Origin of the sequence: Streptomyces sp. AN091965 (assembly GCF_022698285.1) — a bacterium.
Taxonomy (GTDB): domain Bacteria; phylum Actinomycetota; class Actinomycetes; order Streptomycetales; family Streptomycetaceae; genus Streptomyces.
On sequence record NZ_JALDMY010000001.1, the window covers coordinates 5,660,414 to 5,679,913 of the forward strand.

Consider the following 19,500-nt stretch of genomic DNA (forward strand, 5'->3'; position numbering starts at 1 on the left):
CTACCGCGCCATCGCGGTGCGGAACGGCGTCGGCGACGGCGTGGGCGCGGGGCGCGGCGAGGGCCGCGGCAGGTTCGCCGGCTTCACCGGGTCGCCCGGGTCGCCGGTGCGGGCACCGTCCTTGCCGGTGAAGATCTTGTACAGGGCGCTGCCGAACCCGGCCGCCTTGATCCCGGCGGTGATCTTCTCGCCCGCGATGGTCGGCAGCTTCGCCTTGGTGAGGATGCTGTTGGTGAGGTTCACGGCGATGCCGTTGTTGAACTTGAACCCGACCCCCTTGAGCGCGCCCAGGCCGCTGAAGCGGATGCCGCCCAGCTTCGACAGGCCCTTCAGGCCCTTGAGCGCGCTGAACCCCTTCAGGGCGCCGAGGCCCGGCATGACGCCGAGCACGTCCAGGCCCAGCTTCAGGAGGTTGAGCTTCCCGCCCCGCTTGAACATGTCGTACGCGTGCCCCGCGAGCGCCGCCGCGCTGCACACGACGGACAGGGCGGCGAAGACCGGGGCGAGCACTTGCAGCGGTGGCACGAACGTGCAGATCACCGCCAGGATCGCGAAGATCGCCGACAGGTTCGAGAACCGGTCGGCCCAATCGGCCAGCCAGTTCATGAAGCCGCCCGGGTCGCGGACGCCGTCGTGGTGGATGATGTTCTTGATGTGCTTGGCCGCCGCGCTCGCGGCGTCGTCGCGGATGCTCTTCGCGCGCGCGATCTCGCCGTGGCAGTCACGGATGACGTTCATCGCCTCGTCGCGCTGCTTCTCCAGGCGCGTACGGTCCCCGATGTCGTCCTTGCTCGGCACGGTGCCCTTGTACTTGTCCAGGTCACCGACCGCGGTCTGCTGGTCGGACCGTGCCGCGCGGTACTTCTCCAGCGCCTTGTCGGCCACCTTCTGCGCGCGGTACAGCTCGCTGGCGTACTCCTTGGACTCGGTGTCGCCCTCGACGACCTTCGTGCCCAGGGCCTTGGCGGCCTCGTCGTACCGTTCGAAGGAACGCTTCAGCCGGCCCGACGTGCCGTCCGCGATCTCGTGGAAGGCGCGCCCGGCGTCGCTGTCCCAGCTCTCCACCGACGAGAGGGCCTTGATGTTGCGGGCCTGCTTGTCTATCTCGTCGGCCATGTTCCGCAGCTCCTTGCCGAGCCGCGCGACCTCGTACGGATCACCGGGAACGGGGTCGCCGTCGTGCAGCGGCTCCCAGTCGGTCGGGCGCGTCACTTCTTCCCCTTGGCTTCCTTGGCTTCCTTGCGGGCGTTGCGGAGGGCCTCGGCCAGCTCGTGGTCGACCTTGTCGTACGTGTCGGCCGCGGAGTCGGTGAACTTGGCGAGCTTCTCGATGTCCGCCATCAGCTTCTTCCGCGTCTTCTTCCACGTGCCGGAGAAGTCGTCGAAGACGTCCCGGAGCTTCTTGCTGCCGAGCGCGTCGCCGTACTCGTCGGCCGGGTTGCTGTTCTCCTTGAACTCCCGGTGAATCCGGAACAACGCGTCCGAGCAGTCCCGGATCATCCCGAGATCCGCCCTCGTTCTGTCACTCATCGGTTCCCCCGTGCCTGCTCGTCCCGTACGCCTGACGGACCTCCGGACCGAGCGGTGCTACGAGGGCCCGGACAAGAGGAAATAAGGTATCCGCGACCATCGAGATCTCGCCAGACACATCGCCTGCAACAGGGCGCCATATGCCCGGACTTAGCGGCCCGAAGCGGACAGGTCTGTCGCCAATTTGTTTCGTTGTGGGGGAGGGGCCCGGACAATTCCCGCCCGGGCGAGGGCTTCTTGAGGGGGCTGAGCGCGGCCCTATGCCTCGGCCGCGACCGGGAACTCCACCGTGTGCAGAATCGCCGTCATCAGATCGCGGAACGTGCCCCAGTGGTCCATCGAAGCCGTGTGGAGCGTGAACACCGCGGTGAACGGCGCCCGGGGGAAGGGCACGTGGCTCTGTATCTGTCCGGTGAGGAGCTCCTTTTCCCCGCCGTCTCCCGTGAGTTCGGGCCTCAGCCGGTAGCCGCTCACGGCGGTGCGGGTGACCGCGGGTCCACAGGGCAGGTCGAGCCAGTCGACGTCGTTGTACTCGTCCTGCGACCACAGCGCGAAAAGTCCCTGGGCCGCGATCTCGGGATCGGCCTGCTCCGTCGGCACGGCCGCGAGCGTGAAGGCGCACTGGGCCACGCCCAGGGAGCCCTCGTAGCGGGCGCCGTGCCCTTCCGGGGCCGCGGTGCCGTCCGCGTCGGCGGTGGAGAACAACCCCATCGCCGCGTAGGTGACGCCGCCGTCGGACAGGAACTCGCCGAGCGCCTCGTAGTAGGGCGCGGCGGGAGCCCAGATCTCGTCGTCCCCGCGCGCGTACAACCCCCGTGCGAACAACCCGGCCCGCTCGGCACGGTCCTCCGCGGTGCCGCCCAGCGGCAGGGCGAAGAAGCCTTCCGGGGTGTTGAAGGACATGGGCGGCGGGGTGGTCATGAGGGCTCGTCCTGGTGGGGTGAGTCGGGGCGCGGGGGTCAGAGGTCTTCCGGGTGGAGTTCTCCGGGACGCGGGTCGGTGCCGTCGGCGTTGACCGAGTGAGTGATGCTGCCTGCGCCGAACGTCGAATTGAGCTCGCCCGGCACCAAGGCCTCGATCAGATAGTGGCCGCAAGGGCGGCGAGTCACTACAGGGTCACGTAGACCCGGCACTCTGGCCGTCGCGATGAATGTCTCGGTGGCTCCGCGCAGTTCTGGCGTGAGGTGATCCGGGGTGATCAGAGTGAAGGGGTGGGCCAGATACCGCGCGAGCTTCGCCCGGTTGAGGGCCCGAAGCCTGCACCACGAGTCGTCGGTGAACGTGACCTTGATGTCTGACGCCTGCTTGTAATCCCGCAGCTCCACATGGTGGATTCGAGGACGCTCGACCTCCCAGAGGATTTCGTCCTCGATGACCGAGTGGTCCTTCTTGTAGTGCTGAAGACCGACGATGACCAGACGCCGGTCTGTGACGACGGCGTGGGTCCGGTAGTGCCTCTCACTTGTGCGACCGGGGTCCAGCTGCCAGGGCAGGGTCCGTGCGACGCTGCCTGGTGCTGCCCACATCACCGGGAAATCATCGACCTCGTCGGCGCGGTCGGCGGAACTCCTCGCATGCGGGGCCGGACCGACGCTGCCGCCCTGGGAGGTGAGGGCGCCCACGACGGTCACGTACAGGGCTTTGAGGCCGACCTTTGCCGCGTTCCGCCCGAGCGACCTTCCGGGCGAATTGGCCGTGTACAACGGGCCTTCGGGCCAACCCGGCAGTTCGTGCTGGATGTCGTTGCGTTCGGTGTCGCGGAACCAACGCATCCCCGATACAGGGGTGGCGTCGCCCGTGGCAAAGGCCACGTACGCGCGGGTGAGGAGTGTCTCGCCCGGTTCTGGCTGCCAGATGTCCATGTCCCTTCCCTGCGGGAGTCGTCCCTCGTGTACCTAGTTGACGGCCTCGTCGACGTGATCGGGGATGTAGGGGATCTTGGGCCCGATCTTGAGCGTGCTGTCGAGGACGCGGCCGCCGACAGAGGTGGGACCGATGTTCCAGCTCGGTACGCTGTTCAGCCCTTTGGTTCCGATCAACTGCCCCGGCAGATAGCCCGTGTGGGCGAGTCCCCCCATGCGTGACAACAGTCCGCTGGACGGGTGCGAGACCGAGTAGACATCCTCGGCCGTGCCACCGATGATCACCTTGCCCGGCAGCAGCGGCAGGCCGCCGGTGACTTGCGCGGCGTCGTCACCCGTAGCGAGTTTGATGCGCTGGGCACCGATGGACTTCGAGGTGAACCCCTTACCGAGCGCCCTGGCCGCATCGTCTGCCGGCCCTCGGCCGATCACCTTGGCTCCTCTGCCCAGGGCTCCGATCCCGGGCAGCAGCCCCAGCGCGTCGAAGCCGAGCTGCATCCAGCTCACGTCCGCGCCCGCGGCCTTGGCGATGCCGTGGGAGGCCAGGGCGAGTCCGCTCGTGAGGAGGGCCGCCGTGCCGAAGACCGCCGCGAGCGGGGGGACCGGGAGCGTGGCGATGGCCAGTACGGCGAGCACCGCCGTCAGGTCGCTCAGGAGGTCGCCGATGAGTTTGACCAGGTCCGTGTGGTCCTTCAGCCACTTCCCCGTGGCATCCCACGCGTCCGTGATCCCCTTGGTGAGCCGGTCCCAGAAGCCGGGCTCGTCGGGGGCGATGTCGCCGGCCTTGTCGAGTTCACGGGCGATGGCGTCGGCGGCGCGCGCGTAGCGGTCCTCCAGGTCGTGGACCTGGCCGGTGACGTGGGTGACGTCGCCGGAGGCCTTGGCCAGGGCCTTGCTGCCCTCGCCGTCGGCCTGCGCCGCGGCCTTGGCGCGGGCCTCCAGCTTGTCCCCGGCGGCCTTCTCCAGGCGGTCGGCCTCGTCCTGGAACTCCTGGAGCTCCCGGGCCCACCGGTACAGCGCCCGCGACGCCTTGCCGAAGGACTCGTGGCTCTTGCGGATGAGCGGGGCCACGTCCGCGCCGACGTACTCGACGAAGGCGCGCGCGGCGTCGCCCTTCCAGGCCCCGCACTCGATGCGCTCCAGCTCCCGCACGGAGGTGCCGAGTTCACGGGCGAGGCCGCCCAGCTTCCTGGCGAGGTCCCGGGTGTCCTGGACGTCGCCGGGCGTCGGGTCCCAGCCGATGTGCGGGAAGGCGGGCCGTCCGCCGGACACGTCAGCGGCCCCGCCGCGGCGCCCGGGCGGACGTCAGGGACGCGGCGAGCGCCAGGTCCAGCTTGCCGAACTCCTCGTCGATCTTGTCGATCATCCGGACCGCGCCGCCGGTGTGCTTGCGGAGCTGTTTGATGCCGTAGCCCCACTCGTCGGCGAAGTCGCGGACCTCATCGACGAGCCGCCCCGCGCCGACGGCCGTCGCGTCGGTGCCGTGGAGCACGCGGCGGGCCGCGTCCATCCGGTCGCTGATCGTGGTGAAGGTCTTCCTCAGGTCCTCGAAGACCGTGCCGTCCAGGCGTAAGTCGCTCATGCTTCGGTACAGGCCCCTTCAGCCGACGTGGAGCATCCGACGCTATCAGCGGATTCGCTGATGTGAACATCGGCACAGCCGACGGCAGTTGGAGTTCCCGTACGTCAAGTGGAGGGGCGGGGGCGTGCTCAGCTTCCGCCGCGCGACAGCGCGCGCCCCCGCCAAGACCTCAGCGGCTGACCGACTGGACCTCAGCGGTTGACCGACTGGACCTCAGCGGTTGACCGACTGGACCTCCTCCACCGTCACCGGCTGATCCGATCCGAACGAGCCGCTCGGCAGCCCGTTGGGCCCCGCGTTGCCCGTGCCCGTCCAGCTGACCTTCCAGGTGATCGTGGCCTGGAGCTTGAACGTGCCCTTGCCGGAGGAGCGCAGATAGGTGAGGCCGCACGGCGGGGTCTCGTCGGCCTTGCCCTTGCGGTAGGGCGTGCCGATGGAGCCGTCGCCGTGGGGCGCGCACTCGCCGGACGCGGGGTGCACGCGGGCGTCGGGCGTGCCGGGGTCGAGCCGCAGGGCGTCGGGCCGTGCCGTGGTGGTGGCCCGCAGGTCGAGGCCGGGCACGTCGACGGAGGCCGTCACGGACACGGGCTTGAACTCGGCCTTGTCCAGCCACGCCCACGTGGGCAGGTTGACCTTGGTGGTGTCCTCGGGCGCGAGGCTGACCTTCGTGTCGGGAAGGCGCAGCCGGTTGTAGGCGAGCTCGGCGAGGAGCTCGGGGGTGAGGGCGTTCGCCACCGGCGGCGGGTCGCCGTTCTCGACCCAGAAGGGTTCCTTGTCGCACTTCTGCGCCGCGTCCTCCAGCCACCGGTCCGGGTCGCGCACGGCCACCCACCAGTTGCCCTTGTCCTTCTCCTTGAGGTTGTAGTTCTTGTAGTCGCCGTCCTTGTACTTGGAGCGGAACTGCGCGACGGCGGCCTTCGCGTAGCTGTGCTGGCCGGGGAAGTTGACGGTGCTCTCGTAGTTCCGCTCGACCTGGTCGCGGAACTGCTCGGCCGTGCGCGGCTCGTACCAGCAGGCGGGGGGCGACCAGGTGCCGACGGGCTTGAGGGCGCCCCCGCCCCCGTCACCCCCGCCGCCGCGCGTCGCGCCCGAGAAGCGGATGACGGACACGATGTCCTGCCCCTCGCGGCCCCCGCCGGAGTCGGCGTTCCCCTGAGAGCCGCTGCCGGGGGATTTGTCCGCGTGCGCGGGGCCCGGCACCAGCAGCAGCGTGGCGGCGGCCGTCAGCCCGGCCACCGCCCACGACCTGCGTGTGATCATGGCGTGCACTTCGCGTTCCCTCTCTCCGAGCTGAGCATCGTGGTCTGCCAGACGCCTTGCTTGTTCTTGTCGAGACGGGTGTTGTAGAGCACGTACGACTTGTCGGTGACAGGCGTCTTGTCGGTCTTTCCGGACTTTCGGTTCTTGGTGTACGCCTTGCTTTCGTCGGCGCAGTACTGAATGCCGACCGAGGTTTTTCCGTGGGGTGTGACCTGGGGTGCGTAATAGCGCGTGGTGCCCGTGACGGTCAGGCCGTTCTTCTTGAATCCGGAGATCCACTCGGCGGCTCCGACGAGGGCTTCTCCCTTGTAGTAGAAGGGAATGGCCTCGGATTCGGACGCGCCGTCGACGATGGCCGCGTCGGTCGCGTCGATGCGCCGCCGCGCGTCGGCGAGCGCGGCGTCCTTCACCGGATCGCCGGTCTTCCAGCTCTCGAAGACGTTCTTCACGTCGGCCGGGAGATCGGCCGCGGGGCGGTCGGCGGGGCCGTCCTGGGACGCCGTCGGAGACGGCGCGTCCTTCTTCTTCCCGCCGCCCTCGTCCGCCCCGGCGATCTTCCCGCCGTCCTTGGCGCCGTCGGAGCTTTCGTCCCCGCCACAAGCCGTCAGCAGAAGAGCCGCGGTGACGGCGAATGCGGCGGCAAGGGGCACAGTGCGGCGCTTCACGGTCTTCTCCCCGAATGAGGCGGACGTGCTGTCAAGGGGCATGACGCTAACGGTGGGGTGTGTGGTTTCGCCAGAGTGAACTGCCTTACAGCGAGGCGCAATGCTGAGAAAGCGGGCGGAATTGAAGCGTCCTCCGACGTATTCCCGCCCCGTGCTCCTCCGGGCCGACGGCCCCTTCGGCGACGGCCGCGCGCGGGCCGCGTACGGGATGCTCGATCCGGCCCTGACAGGGCCCGAGCGCATGAGGTTCGACCGGGCGGGACCCGCGGGCACGGGGGCGTGCGCGGGCTCTGGTGGGGGAGGTGCGGACTCGGCATGATGGGGCGATGCCCAGTGATGACGGTCACACAGCTGCCCGGACTGAGCCGCCCGGTGTCGCCGACGAACGCGCGATGCTCAGTGCCTTCCTCGACTACCAGCGCGCGACCCTCGCCCTCAAGTGCGCGGGCCTGACCCCCGACCGGCTCCGGCGGTGGGCCGTTCCCCCCTCTTCGTTGAGCCTGCTCGGCCTGGTGCGGCACCTCGCCGAGGTCGAGCGCGGCTGGTTCCGGTGCGTGTTCCTGGGGGAGCCGGACAAGCCGCACTGGACGGGGCCCGTGGACGACGGCTCCGCGGCCTGGGACGTCGACCTCGCCGACCCCGACGACGCGTTCCGCGTCTGGCGCGCGGAGTGCGACCGCTCCCGGGCGACGGTGGCGGCCGCGACCTCCCTGGAGGTCACCGGCGAGCACGAGGGCACGGCGTACTCGCTGCGGCACATCCTGATCCACATGATCGAGGAGTACGCCCGGCACAACGGCCAGGCCGATCTGCTGCGGGAGCGGATCGACGGGGTCACGGGGGAGTAGCCCCCGGTCCCGGCTGCTCCCAGCTCCGGCGGCCCCCGGCCCCGGCCGCCCTCGGCTCGCGCGGCCCGCCCCGGAGCGGGCGGAAACGATACGGCGTGCCGGTGCCCCCTGCCGCAAGGGCACCGGCACGCCGCGTCAGCGGAGCTGTGTCAGCGGGGCCGTGTCAGCGGTCCCCGCCGGATCAGCCGCGGCGCAGGCTGCGCTTGACGCGCTTGGCCTCGGCCGTGTCGCCCAGCGTCTTCCACAGCTTCGCCGAGCTCGTCGACGTGTAGACGCCGGGGGCGCCCTGGTCGCCGCAGCCCTCGCCGTACGAGACCACGCCGATCAGGATCGGCGCCTCACGGCCGGGGACCTTGCGGAAGACGGGGCCGCCGCTGTCGCCCTGGCAGGAGTCCTTGCCCTCGACCCCGGCGCAGAAGTTGAGCTTGGTGTCGTACTCGCCGTAGCTCGTCTTGCACTCGGCGTGCGACAGGATCGGCACGCGGACCTGGCGCAGCCGGTCCGGCTGGTGCGTCAGCTCGGTGTCCGTGTTGCCCCAGCCCGCCACGGTGGCCTTCTGGCCGGGGCGGAGCAGGGAGTCGGTGCCCTGGGTGGGGAGCTTGACGGCGCTGATGCCGCGCACGGGCTTGCTGAGCTTGATGAACGCCACGTCATAGGAGTCCTTGCCCTGGAGGTAGCGGGGGTGGACGAGGATGCCGCCCTTGGCCACGTTGCGTATCTGGCCCTGCCGGGAGTTGGAGAGGACCGTGCGGCCGATGGCCGTCTGGATGCTCTTGGGCTTGACCGGCTTGCGCGCGTCGTCGACCAGGCAGTGCGCGGCCGTCATCACGGTGTCCGGCGCGACCAGGCTGCCGCCGCAGAACTGGCGGTCCTTGACGGGGCCGGGGCCCTTGTCGAGGACGGCGACCATGAACGGGTACGCGTCGTTGGAGACCTCGGTGCCGCCGACGATGGCGTGGGCGGCGGGGGCGCCGGTGGCGACCATCGCGAGGGCGGCGGCACCGGCGAGACCGGCGGCCGCGGCACGCTGCGGGCGGGAGAGCCGGGCGGCGCGGGAGGGAAAGGAAAGTCTCATGGGGGTCGAATTTCTCTTTCGTTGAACTATGGAACCGTTGAACTATTGATGTGGTGAGCCGTGGAGCGCGGGCGCACGGAAGCCGCGCGTCCGCCTGGGACATCGGCGTACGAATGCCGCACCCCTCCGGCCCGTCGGCGCACGGAAGCCGCGCGCCGATCTGTCAGATGACGTACGGACACCCGGGGTTCACTCTCCGACCAGCGGCTTCTTGCCCAACACCCGCCCCAATACGGACACTTCTGGCATCCCTGACCCGGGGGAACGCGATCCCCCTGCGCCTCAGGGGAACCGCCGCCCTCGTTCGGCGCGTCCCCCGTGTGGCCGACGGTGCGCGGGACGCCCTCCCGCGCCGATGTGAACTCCGGCCCTCATGAGGGGGTTTGGTTCGCATATGCACATTCAAGGGGTGTTGCAAGGTGTGGTCCCGCAAGGGGAACCGCGCACCTCGTATTGCGCGTGAATAACGATGGATCGCATGGGCTTCGCGATTCAAAACGCGCCTTGAGGGGCTTATGTGCTGCTGATACGGTGCGGTGGCTTGACACCGCGCCTGTGGCTGACGGGCCAAGGGAACCCCGGCCGAGGTGGGGCCGAAGTGCCTCGATGGTGTCCAAATGACGGTTTTTTCTTGGGTGTACGGGGAGCGGTTGCGTGAAGATCCAAGAGCGTACGGGGGCGGGCGGAAACCGTACCGGCGTATCGGCTCAGGCCGGGGTCGGCGAGCGACTTCCCACCGCACCTCGCGAGCGCAAACCGGCGCTGGCCGCGCTGGCGGTCCTGCTCATCCTCGTGGGCGCGCTCGGCGCCACCGTGCTCGTACTGCGCGCCGGTGACCGGATCGAGGTCGTGAAGGTCACCAAGGAGATCCCCGCGGGAGAGTCGCCGAAGGAGGGCGTGAACATCTCGCCCGTCCTGGTCGCCGAGGACACCGGCATCAAGTACGTGAAGTGGTCCCAGCGCAAGACGCTCGAGGACTACAAGGCCAAGAGCACCATCCCGGCGGGCTCCGTCGCCGTGGGCCAGATGTTCGCCGTGGACGGCGGCGTGCCGTCGGGCAAGTCCACGGTCGGCCTCTCGCTCAAGGAGGGGCAGTACCCCTCGACCCTGAAGCAGGGCGACACCGTGGCCGCGTACCGCGTGGCCGCGGGCGGCTCCGGCGGCAAGGGCGCGGAGCGCGGCGCGGGCGGCAGCACGCCGATCGTCGCCGACGCGCGCGTGAACACGGTCGCCAGCAAGAACGACTCGACGATCAGCACGGGCAACCTCAGCGTCACCCTCCTCGTGGACGCCGACGACGCCGCGTCCCTCACCGCCGCCGCGTCCGCGGGCGAGGTCTCCCTGGTCGTCGTGCCCGGCCGCGCCGGCACCTCCGGCGACTAGAAGGGCGAGCGGACCACCCATGGCTCTCATCGCCCTCGCCGCCGACAAGGGGTCGCCCGGCGTCACCACCGCGTCCGTCGCGCTCGCCGCCGTCTGGCCGCGGCGCGTGCTCGTCGCGGAGACCGACCCCGCGGGCGGCGACCTGGTCTACCGCAGCGCCGCCGCGCACGGCGGGCCCCTCAACCCGAACACCGGCATGCTGTCGATCGCCGCGACCGCGCGCCGCGGCCTCGTCCCCGACCAGCTGTGGGACCACACCCAGCCGCTCTCCGGCGGCCTCGACGTCCTCGTGGGCCTCGGCGTCTCCGAGCAGGCCGCCGGGCTCGCCGGGATCTGGCCGACGCTCGGCCGGGCCTTCGCCCAGCTCGCCGACTCGCCGCACGCGCCCGCCGACGTCATCGCCGACTGCGGCCGGATCAGCGGCGACAGCCCGGTGGTCGAGATGTTCCCGCAGGCCGCGCTCGTGCTCCTGGTGGCGCGCGCGGAACCGGAGTCGCTCGCCCGCGTGCGGGACCGCGCCGCCGCCCTGGCCGCCAAGCTGCACGGCGGGCCGCGCGGGGCCGCCTCGCTCGCGACGCCGCTCATCGGCGTCGTCCTCGTCGCCGACCCCGCGCACTCCGCCAAGCTCGTCCACCAGGTCAACGACATGCTGGTCGCGGCGCAGACCGGCGCCCGCGTCGTCGGCACGCTCGCCGACGACCCCACGGGCGCCGCCCAACTGGCCGGACGCCGACGCGGACGGCTCGACAAGTCGATGCTCATCCGCTCCGCGCGCAAGGTGACCGCAGACCTCTACCAGAGCTACGGCGCCGCCTGGTCGGGCCCCGCCGCCGGAGCGGGGGCCGGGCGGTGAGCGCGGTCGACCACCAGCTGGTCAAGCGGTTCCGGCAGGACGCGGGCGACCGCATCGCCGAGCAGCGCCGCCTCGACCAGGTCTCCGGCGTCACCCCGATGTCGAACGAGGACGAGCGGCAGTACGCCCGCGCCGTCATCGCGCAGATCCTGGAGGAGCACGCCCGCACGGAGATCAACACCGGGCGCACCCCCCTGGACGCGGAGACCGAGGAGCAGTACGCGGCCGCCGTGCACGCCGCGCTCTTCGGCGTCGGCCGGCTCCAGCCGCTGCTCGACGACCCCGAGGTCGAGAACATCGACATCAACGGCTGCGACCAGGTCTTCGTCGGATACGCCGACGGCCGCGAGGTCACCGGGGAACCGGTCGCCGAGACCGACGAGGAGCTGGTCGAGCTCATCCAGGTGCTCGGCGCCTACTCCGGCCTCTCGTCGCGCCCCTTCGACTCGGCCAATCCCCAGCTCGACCTGCGCCTTCCCGACGGGTCCCGGCTCTCGGCCGTCATGGACGTGGCCCGGCGGCCCGCCCTGTCCATCCGCCGCGCCCGCATGGGCAAGGTGTTCATGTCCGACCTCGTCGGCAACGGCACGCTCACGCCCGACGTCGCGCACTTCCTGGCCTGCGCCGTGCGGGCGCGCAAGAACATCATGATCGCGGGCGCCACCAACGCCGGGAAGACCACGCTCCTGCGCGCCCTCGCCAACGAGATCCCGCCGCACGAGCGCCTCATCACCGTCGAGCGCGCCCTGGAGCTCGGCCTCGACACCTTCGCCGATCTGCACCCGAACGTCGTGGCCTTCGAGGAGCGCCTGCCCAACTCCGAGGGCCAGGGCGCCATCGGCATGGCCGAGCTGGTGCGGCGCTCGCTGCGCATGAACCCCTCGCGCGTCATCGTGGGCGAGGTCCTCGGCGACGAGATCGTCACCATGCTCAACGCCATGTCGCAGGGCAACGACGGCTCGCTGTCCACGATCCACGCCAACAGCTCCAGCGAGGTCTTCAACAGGATCTCCACGTACGCGCTCCAGGCCACCGAGCGGCTGCCGATCGAGGCCAGCCAGATGCTCGTCGCGGGCGCGGTGAACTTCGTCGTCTTCATCCAGCGCCGCAACGCCTACCAGACCGGCGGCAAGCTGCAGCGCGTCGTGACCTCCGTCCGCGAGGTCAACGGCGTCGACGGCCGGGTCCTGTCCAGCGAGGTGTTCGCGGAGGCCCCGGACGGGCGCGTCGTCGCCCACGCCCCGATCGCGTGCCTGGACGACCTCGTCGCGTACGGCTACCGGCCCGCGGGCCAATGGGGGTGAGCACATGAACTCGCTGGGATCCACGGGTGGTCTGTTCTCGCTGAACGTGCTCTACGGCCTCGCGTGCGGCGTCGCCGTCGGCGGCGGGCTCGCCCTCCTGGCCGTCGCGCTGCGCGGGCTGCCCGCCAAGCCGGAGCACGAGAAGCAGCGGGCCAGTCGGCGGATGAGCGAGCTCGTCCGGTTCGCCGGGCGGCGCGGCTCGCTCGCGGTCGGCGTCGGCCTCGTCGTGCTGCTGCTCACCCGGTGGGCGGTCGCGGGCATCGCCTCCGGCGTCCTCGTCTTCTTCTGGGACAAGCTGTTCGGCGGGGCCGCCGAGGAGCGTACGCAGATGAAGCGGGTCGAGGCGCTCGCCGCCTGGACCGAGTCCCTGCGCGACACCATCGCGGGCGCCGTCGGCCTGGAGCAGGCCATCCCGGCCTCCGCGCGGGCCGCGGCGCCGGTGCTCAGGCCGCATCTGGACGCGCTGGTGGACCGGTTGCGCGCGCGGACGCCGCTGCCGGACGCGCTCCAGGTGCTGGCCGACGAGATCGACGACGCCTCCGCCGACATCATCGTCGCCGCGCTGATCCTCAACGCCCGCCTCCGCGGCCCCGGTCTGCGCCAGGTCCTCGGCGCGCTCGCCAAGTCGGCGCGCGAGGAGGTCGACATGCGTCAGCGCGTGATGGCGCAGCGCGCGTCCACGCGCCGCTCCGTACAGATCGTCGTCGCCGTCTCGATCGCCTTCGTCCTGGGCCTTTCGATCTTCAACCGCGAGTTCGTCTCGCCGTACGGCACGGCCGTCGGGCAGTTCGTCCTCGCCTGTGTGTGCGGCCTGTTCGCGCTCGGCTTCTGGTGGCTGCGCAAGCTGTCGACGGTCGAGACGCCGGACCGGTTCCTCGTCCGCGACGAGCCGGGCGTGCAGTTCGTGCGCCCGCGGGCGGCGGGCGGCGAGGGCACCCCGGGCCAGGCCCAGACGCTGCCGCCGCACGCGCACACGCCCACCGAGGGGGTACGCCGATGAGCCTGACCCTGCCGATCCTCATCGGCGCCACGCTCGGCCTCGGCGTCTTCGCCCTGGTCCGGGCGCTGCTGCCGAGCAGGCGCAGCGCCGTCGCCACGGTCGCCCGGATCGACGCGATGCGGGCGCGCGGCGCCGCGTACGAGTCCTCGCACCGCACGGCGGACGCGGAGGCCACGGGGCGCTTCGGCACGCTGCGCGCGCGGGTGGGCGCCCGGGTCGCCGAGTTCTACGTCCAGCAGGGCTGGGAACTGCGGTCCCTGCGGGCCGACCTCGCGGTGCTCGACCGCGGCTGGGAGAAGTTCCTCGCGACGAAGGTGCTGCTCGCGGTGGCGGGCGTGTTCTTCGGCCCCTTCCTCTTCGCCGTCGTCTGGACGCTCGGCTTCGGCCGCAGCCCGATCATCCCGGTCTGGCTGGCCCTGATGTTCGGGGTGCTCTTCTTCTTCCTGCCGGACCTGGAGGTGCGGCGGGACGCACAGGAGAAGCGGCGCGACCTGCGCCGCGTGATCGGCGCCTATCTGGACCTGGTGTCCATGAGCCTGGCGGGCGGCCGCGGCCTGCCCGAGGCACTCATGGCCGCCGCCGAGGTCTCCGACGGCTGGGCCACCCAACGCATCAGGAACGCCCTGGCGGACGCCCGCATCACCGGCGTCAGCCAGTGGCAGGCGCTCGGTTCGCTCGGCGAGGAACTGGGCGTCGAGGAGCTCAAGGACCTCTCCGCGTCCCTGGCACTGGTGGCCGACGACGGCGCGAAGGTGCGCGACTCCCTCGCCTCCCGCGCCGAGACGATGCGCCACCGCGAACTCGCCGAGATCGAGGGCAGCGCGGGCGAGAAGTCCCAGTCGATGCTGGTGGCCCAGCTGCTGCTGTGCGCGGGGTTCCTGGTCTTCCTCATCTTCCCGGCGGCGATGCGCGTGTTCCAGGTCTGAACCCCATCCTCCGGTCCCCCACCGCGGGCGGGCCCCTACGAGCCCCCCATCCTGCTTCCTGAGAGGACACCTCACCATGAACGGACGGAACGTCAGCACCGGCATCCCGGCGGTCGACTTCCTCGTGACCTTCCTGCGGACCCGGGTGCGCCGCGCGCGCTCCGGCGAGCTGGACCGGGGCGCGTCGGCGGTCGAGTGGGTGATCATCTCGGCCGTCGTCGTGGCGATCGTCGGCGTGGTCGCCGCGATCATCAACAACGCCCTCAAGGGCGGTGCCGACAAGGTCGGCGACTGCATCGAGGGCGCCGACGCGGGCAAGACCTGCTGAGCGACGGGTCACCTACGACCATGTGGGGCCACGGGGGCCGGGGCGCAGCCGCGCCGCACCGCGACCGGATGCCCGGATGCGTACGCCGTCGAGTGGAGGCCGCCTCCACCCGCGGCGAGTCCGGCATGACCGCGATCGAGTTCGTGCTGCTCACCCCGGTGCTGTTCTTCATGATCTTCGCGACGGTGCAGTTCGCGCTGTACTTCTTCGCGGACCACGTCGCCCAGGCCGCGGCCCAGGCGGGCGCGCGCAAGGCCCGTGCCACGGCCGACGAGAACCCGGGCGGCTGGCGCGGCGAGGCGAACGACGTCGTCGAGGACTACATCAGCCAACTGGGGCCCGAGCTGGTGCTCGGCCCCGACGTCAAGACGATCCAGCCCGAACAGAACACCGTCGGCGTGGAGATCACCGCCCACGTGCCGTCGGTGTTCCCGGGCCTCGACCTGACCGTGCACGCGCGGTCGGCGGGCCCGGTGGAGCGGTTCGTGGAGGAGGGCGGATGACACGGCCCGAACCAGGCCGCCGACGCCTCGCGGGCCCGGCGCGGCCCCGGGCGGGGGACAGCGGCCTCTCCACGGTCGAAGTCGTCATCCTCGCGCCCGTGATGATCCTTTTCATCCTCGTCCTGGTGGCCTTCGGGCAGCTCGTGGACGGGCGCGGCGCCCTCGACGGGGCGGCGCGGGACGCGGCCCGCGCCGGCTCCATCCAGAAGGACCTGGGCACGGCGATGACCGAGGCGCGCAGGGCCGCGGCGGCGAACCTGGAGGACGTCTGCTCCGGCCCCGTGAACGTCGTGCGGAAGAGCGCCGGGTTCCGGCCCGACTCGCTCTTCACGGTCGAAGTGAGCTGTCGGGTGCGGGGCCTCGGGATGCTCGGCCTCGACGTGCCGACCACGCTGAAGTCCACGTTCAGTTCGCCGCTCGATCCGCTGCGGAGGGCCGGGACATGAGGACGGGAGCGCGCCGCGCGTACGCGGCACGGGTCCGGCCCCGGCTCGATGCCCGCCGCGCCCGCCTGGACGACCGGGGCTCGGGCGCGGGCGCGGTCATCGTCTTCGCGATCGTCTTCTTGACCCTGGCCGCGTTCGTGATCGACGGCGGCATGTCCATCTCGAAGCGCGAACGCGCCGCGGACATCGCGGAGCAGGCCGCGCGCTACGCGGCCCAGGACATCGACCGGGAGGGGCTGTACGCGGGCGAGGAGGCGCCCATCCGCTACGAGAACTGCGGTGCCCGCGTACAGAAGTTCGCCCGGGAGATGGGCCTGCGCGGCGCGGACGTGGCGGCCACGCACTGCGTGAGCGCCGACGCCCAACAGGTGGAGGTCGAGGTCCAGATGACGTACAGCCCGGTCTTCACCGGCCTGTTCTACGGCGGGGACGTCGTGGTGCACGGGCGGGCTACGGCGGAGAACCAAGTGGGGTGAGGCGAGTTCGGCAGGGCGGGGCACGGTCCGTCGGCGGATCGGGGGCGCGGCCCGGCGGTATGGCGGGGGCGCGACTCGGCGGCAGGCCGGGGGCGCGGCCCGGCGGCATGGTTGCGGCGGCGGCATGGTGGCGGCGCGGCTCGGCGGAAGTTGTCCACAGACGGGGAGTTGTCCACAGGGCGCTTCCGGTCGGAGACGCCTTCCGTACGATCGCGTTCATACGGCCAGCAGTACGTTCACCAGCAGTACGTTCCTCCGACACCACGGGCATCTGACCTGACACCCCAGGCGCCCGACCGCACCGGCATCCGACCTCACCGGCATCCAGGCACCACCCCCTTCCAGACACCACCGGCATCTACAGGACCAGGACCAGGACACCCGCCATGGCGCGACGCAACACCCGCTCCTCGAACGGCTCGCCGGACAGCCCGGCGGCGCCGCGGAACAGGACGCCGCAGCCGCTGCCGACGCGTCGGCGTTCGGCCGGGGACTTCGTCAAGGCGTTCCTCGCCTTCGTCGCCCTCGCCGTGCTGCTCGTCGGCGTGCCCGGCGCGCTCGCGTACTTCGTGGGCTGGCCGCTCCCGGACGGCGCGCCGTCCCTCGACTGGCTCCAGCAGGAGGTCACGGTCGGCACGTTCGTCAAGGTGCTGACGGTGGTCGTGTGGCTGGCCTGGGCCCAGTTCACCGCCTGCGTGCTCGTCGAGGTGAAGGCCGCCCTCTCCGGGGTCGGGATGCCGGGGCGGGTGCCGGGCGCGGGGCCGAGCCAGGTGCTCGCGCGGCAGCTGGTCGCCGCGCTGCTGCTCATCGGCGCCACGGCGGCCGGCTTCGCGCCGGGGCTCTCGCAGTTCGGGCAGTCCCCCGAGGGGAACCAGCAGCCCCCCGCCGCGGCCACCCAGCGGACGCCGGGGCTCTTCGCGCAGGAGCAGCGCGGCGCGGCGGCCGCGGCGGACGCGGTCGCGGACCAGGCCGCGCGGGCCGCCGACCGCGCGGGCACCGCCAAGGACGGCGACACGAAGTTCTACCGCATCCAGCCGCCCGAGGGCCGCCACCACGACTCGCTGTGGGAGATAGCGGAGCGGCACCTGGGCGACGGCCGCAGGTACAAGGAGATCTACCAGCTCAACAAGGACCGCGAGCAGCCCGACGGCTCCCGCCTCTCCGAGGCCAGCCTGATCCGGCCCGGCTGGATCATGGAGATGCCCGCCGACGCCCACGGCGGCGAGCTCGTCGAGATGCCCGACGAGGCGCCCGAGGTGCCCGAGGAGGTCCGCGAGCAGATCTCCGACTACGCGAAGACCGGGGACGAGCGCCAGGGCGGCGGCGCGCAGCAGGGCGGCGACCGCAAGGGCGGCGGATCCGTCGACCGGGACACGGCGCACATCACGATCCCGGAGCAGCGCCCGGGCAGCGGCGAGGAGCGGGACGGCGGCCGAGGCGACGACAGGGGCGATGGCCGAGGCGACGGCCGGGGCAGCGGCGAACCCGCCACGCCCGCCACACCGGCCACCCCCGCCGCGCCCGAGCAGGGCACCGAGGCCGCGTCCGACGGCTTCTCCTTCGGCCTGCCCGAGGCACTCGTCGGGGCGCCGTTGCTCGCCGCCGGGCTGCTCGGCGCGCTCGGCAGGCGCCGTCGGCACGCGCTGTGGCAGTCGGCGATGGGCGCCGTCGGCGGGCGCCGCGGCATGGAGCCGCCCACGCCGACCGGCACCGCGGCCGACGCGCAGGACGCGCTCCTCGTCGGCGCCGACCCCGAGGGCGTCCGGCTCCTGGACCGCGCCCTGCGCGGCCTGGCCGCCGCGCTCACCGCGGAGTCCCGCGCCCTGCCGACGGTGTACGCGGCCTGGCTGAGCAACGGCGATCTGCACCTCCAGCTCGCCCAGCCCGCGGGACGGCCGCCCGCGCCCTGGCAGGTGGGGCAGGACCAGACGTTCTGGATGCTGACCCGCGCCGACGCCGAGGCGTACGAGGACGTGGACGCGGCGGCGCCCTACCCCGGCCTGGTCTGCCTCGGCACGATGGACGACTCGCGCCTGCTGCTCAACCTGGAGGCGGTGCCGGGCATCGTCTCGCTGAGCGGTGCCGCCGCCGACCGGGCCGCCGTGTTCGCGTCCGTCGCCGCCGAGCTGGCCACCAACGGCTGGTCGGACCGCATGACGATCACCCTCGTCGGCTTCGGCCGGGACCTCACCCCGCTCGCGCCGAACAGGCTGCGGCACCTGGAGGACGTCGAAGCGCTCATCGAGACCATGGGCGCCGAGACGCGGCAGCGGCGCGGCGCGCTCGGCGCCGCCGGGCACGACTCGGTCCTCACCGGCCGCACCGGCCCCGCCCGGCACACCCGCTGGGCGCCGCACCTGGTCCTGCTCGCGGCCGGGCCCACCGCGGACGAGGCCGTCCGGCTCGCCGAGCTCGCCGCCGACGCGAGCCGCCTCGGCATCGGCTGTCTCGTCGGCACGGACTCCGGCGAACTGCCCGGTGCCGCCTGGGAGATGGAGATCACCGGCGACGGCAGGCTGCTGGCCCCGCTGCTCGGCTTGGAGCTGGCGGCGCAGCAGCTGCCGGACGCGCTCCAGCAGGCGGTGGTCGAGCTGTTCACCGCGGCCGACCCCGACGGCGGGGACGGCGACGACGACTCCACCGGCGGCGCGGCCGTGCCCCCCTTCCTCGTCGACGTCAGCGAGCAGGGCCGCCCCGCGGTGTACGCGCGCCTGGTAGGGACGTACGAGATCATCGGCCTGGAGACGCCCGACGGCGAGCGCAGTCCGCTGATGCACGAGGCGCTCGCGCTGCTGCTGCTCCACCGCGAAGGGGTGCACCCGCGCGTGCTCGCCTCCGCGCTGTGGCCGCGCGGTGTGACCGAGGACGTGCGGGACGCGCTCGTCGACCGGGTCCGCGCGTGGCTCGGCAGCGATCAGGACGGCACGCCCCGGCTGCGCGCCGACGCGTCGGGCCGGCTCACGCTCGCCCCCTCCGTGGTCTCCGACCTGGACGTGCTGCGCTCGCTGTACCACGAGGCGACGCAGGGGCGGGGGGCCGCCAACCGCGCGGTGCGCGGCCGCATGCTCACGGACGCGCTCGTCCTGGTCCGCGGCCCGCTGCTCGCGGACCGCCCCCAGGGACGCTACGGCTGGCTGACGCACGAGATCGTCGACGCGCAGCTGCCGCTGCTCGTGGCGGACATCGGGCTCGCCCTCAGCGAGTTCCACCTGGAGAAGGGCCGGGCCGAGCAGGCCATCGAGGCACTGACCTCCGCCCGCGCCTCGGCCCCCGCCGACGAGCGCCTGTGGAACGAACTGCTGCGGGCCACGCACGCCACGGACGACCCGGCCCGGCTCCGGGCGCTGGCCGCCGACCTGGTCGCCCGCAGCGGCGCGCGCGGTCTGCCGCCGCGCACGGAGGCGCTGCTCGACGAGTTGCTCCCGGCGTGGCGCGACGGACTCACGGCGGTGGGGTGACC

General features: G+C 72.0%; 20 protein-coding genes. 11 read left to right on the forward strand and 9 right to left on the reverse strand.

Annotation, left to right across the window (positions count from 1 at the left end; genetic code table 11):
• The 8 genes from MQV74_RS24010 to MQV74_RS24045 form a co-directional block, all read right to left on the reverse strand.
• Window positions 1-1,212: a putative T7SS-secreted protein gene (locus MQV74_RS24010; protein WP_242720856.1), complete on the reverse strand. Its 1,212-nt coding sequence runs from the start codon at window positions 1,210-1,212 to the stop codon at window positions 1-3.
• Window positions 1,209-1,529 (reverse strand): hypothetical protein, encoded by a 321-nt coding sequence (locus MQV74_RS24015; protein WP_138961220.1) that lies wholly within the window; start codon window positions 1,527-1,529, stop codon window positions 1,209-1,211. The genes MQV74_RS24010 and MQV74_RS24015 overlap by 4 nt, the downstream gene beginning before the upstream one ends.
• A gap of 258 nt (window positions 1,530-1,787) precedes the next feature.
• Window positions 1,788-2,450 (reverse strand): hypothetical protein, encoded by a 663-nt coding sequence (locus tag MQV74_RS24020; protein ID WP_242720859.1) that lies wholly within the window; start codon window positions 2,448-2,450, stop codon window positions 1,788-1,790.
• 38 nt (window positions 2,451-2,488) lie between these two features.
• Window positions 2,489-3,391, reverse strand: a complete 903-nt coding sequence (locus MQV74_RS24025) for a hypothetical protein (protein ID WP_242720862.1) — start codon at window positions 3,389-3,391, stop codon at window positions 2,489-2,491.
• A gap of 33 nt (window positions 3,392-3,424) precedes the next feature.
• The gene (locus tag MQV74_RS24030; RefSeq protein ID WP_242720865.1) at window positions 3,425-4,663 is read right to left on the reverse strand and encodes an enoyl-CoA hydratase/isomerase family protein; all 1,239 of its coding nucleotides are present in this window, start codon (window positions 4,661-4,663) and stop codon (window positions 3,425-3,427) included.
• Between the two features lies 1 nt (window position 4,664).
• Window positions 4,665-4,973, reverse strand: coding sequence for a hypothetical protein (locus MQV74_RS24035; RefSeq protein WP_242720868.1), 309 nt, complete (start codon window positions 4,971-4,973; stop codon window positions 4,665-4,667).
• Between the two features lie 213 nt (window positions 4,974-5,186).
• Complete coding sequence (locus MQV74_RS24040; RefSeq protein ID WP_242720871.1) at window positions 5,187-6,233, reverse strand: hypothetical protein; 1,047 nt, start codon at window positions 6,231-6,233, stop codon at window positions 5,187-5,189.
• Window positions 6,230-6,898 carry a hypothetical protein gene (locus tag MQV74_RS24045; protein ID WP_242720873.1) on the reverse strand — a complete coding sequence of 223 codons (669 nt, stop codon included), beginning with the start codon at window positions 6,896-6,898 and terminating at the stop codon, window positions 6,230-6,232. Before MQV74_RS24045 ends, MQV74_RS24040 begins: the two co-directional genes overlap by 4 nt.
• A 326-nt stretch (window positions 6,899-7,224) precedes the next feature.
• On the opposite strand from MQV74_RS24045, the gene MQV74_RS24050 reads away from it, so the two are divergent.
• A complete protein-coding gene (locus MQV74_RS24050) occupies window positions 7,225-7,746 on the forward strand; it encodes a DinB family protein (protein ID WP_242720876.1) in 522 nt (173 codons plus the stop codon).
• 181 nt (window positions 7,747-7,927) lie between these two features.
• Here the strand turns inward: MQV74_RS24050 and MQV74_RS24055 are convergent, their stop codons facing one another.
• A complete protein-coding gene (locus MQV74_RS24055; protein WP_242720879.1) occupies window positions 7,928-8,821 on the reverse strand; it encodes a S1 family peptidase in 894 nt (297 codons plus the stop codon).
• Window positions 8,822-9,475: 654 nt separating this feature from the next.
• Between MQV74_RS24055 and MQV74_RS24060 the strand changes: the two genes are divergently transcribed.
• From MQV74_RS24060 to MQV74_RS24105, 10 genes are all read left to right on the forward strand, one after another.
• On the forward strand, window positions 9,476-10,204 hold the full coding sequence (locus MQV74_RS24060; RefSeq protein WP_242720882.1) for a hypothetical protein: 729 nt from the start codon (window positions 9,476-9,478) through the stop codon (window positions 10,202-10,204).
• Between the two features lie 19 nt (window positions 10,205-10,223).
• Complete coding sequence (locus MQV74_RS24065) at window positions 10,224-11,057, forward strand: hypothetical protein (RefSeq protein WP_242720885.1); 834 nt, start codon at window positions 10,224-10,226, stop codon at window positions 11,055-11,057.
• Complete coding sequence (locus tag MQV74_RS24070; protein ID WP_242720888.1) at window positions 11,054-12,361, forward strand: CpaF family protein; 1,308 nt, start codon at window positions 11,054-11,056, stop codon at window positions 12,359-12,361. Before MQV74_RS24065 ends, MQV74_RS24070 begins: the two co-directional genes overlap by 4 nt.
• A 4-nt stretch (window positions 12,362-12,365) precedes the next feature.
• A complete protein-coding gene (locus MQV74_RS24075) occupies window positions 12,366-13,361 on the forward strand; it encodes a type II secretion system F family protein (protein ID WP_242720891.1) in 996 nt (331 codons plus the stop codon).
• Complete coding sequence (locus tag MQV74_RS24080) at window positions 13,358-14,287, forward strand: type II secretion system F family protein (RefSeq protein ID WP_242720894.1); 930 nt, start codon at window positions 13,358-13,360, stop codon at window positions 14,285-14,287. Before MQV74_RS24075 ends, MQV74_RS24080 begins: the two co-directional genes overlap by 4 nt.
• Before the next feature lie 76 nt (window positions 14,288-14,363).
• Window positions 14,364-14,615 (forward strand): hypothetical protein, encoded by a 252-nt coding sequence (locus MQV74_RS24085; protein WP_138961232.1) that lies wholly within the window; start codon window positions 14,364-14,366, stop codon window positions 14,613-14,615.
• 68 nt (window positions 14,616-14,683) lie between these two features.
• Window positions 14,684-15,118 carry a TadE/TadG family type IV pilus assembly protein gene (locus MQV74_RS24090; protein WP_242720898.1) on the forward strand — a complete coding sequence of 145 codons (435 nt, stop codon included), beginning with the start codon at window positions 14,684-14,686 and terminating at the stop codon, window positions 15,116-15,118.
• Window positions 15,115-15,564, forward strand: a complete 450-nt coding sequence (locus MQV74_RS24095; protein WP_242720901.1) for a TadE/TadG family type IV pilus assembly protein — start codon at window positions 15,115-15,117, stop codon at window positions 15,562-15,564. The genes MQV74_RS24090 and MQV74_RS24095 overlap by 4 nt, the downstream gene beginning before the upstream one ends.
• A complete protein-coding gene (locus tag MQV74_RS24100; RefSeq protein ID WP_242720904.1) occupies window positions 15,561-16,040 on the forward strand; it encodes a TadE/TadG family type IV pilus assembly protein in 480 nt (159 codons plus the stop codon). The genes MQV74_RS24095 and MQV74_RS24100 overlap by 4 nt, the downstream gene beginning before the upstream one ends.
• 386 nt (window positions 16,041-16,426) lie before the next feature.
• The gene (locus tag MQV74_RS24105; RefSeq protein ID WP_242720905.1) at window positions 16,427-19,498 is read left to right on the forward strand and encodes a bacterial transcriptional activator domain-containing protein; all 3,072 of its coding nucleotides are present in this window, start codon (window positions 16,427-16,429) and stop codon (window positions 19,496-19,498) included.
• The last annotated feature ends 2 nt before the right edge of the window (window positions 19,499-19,500 follow it).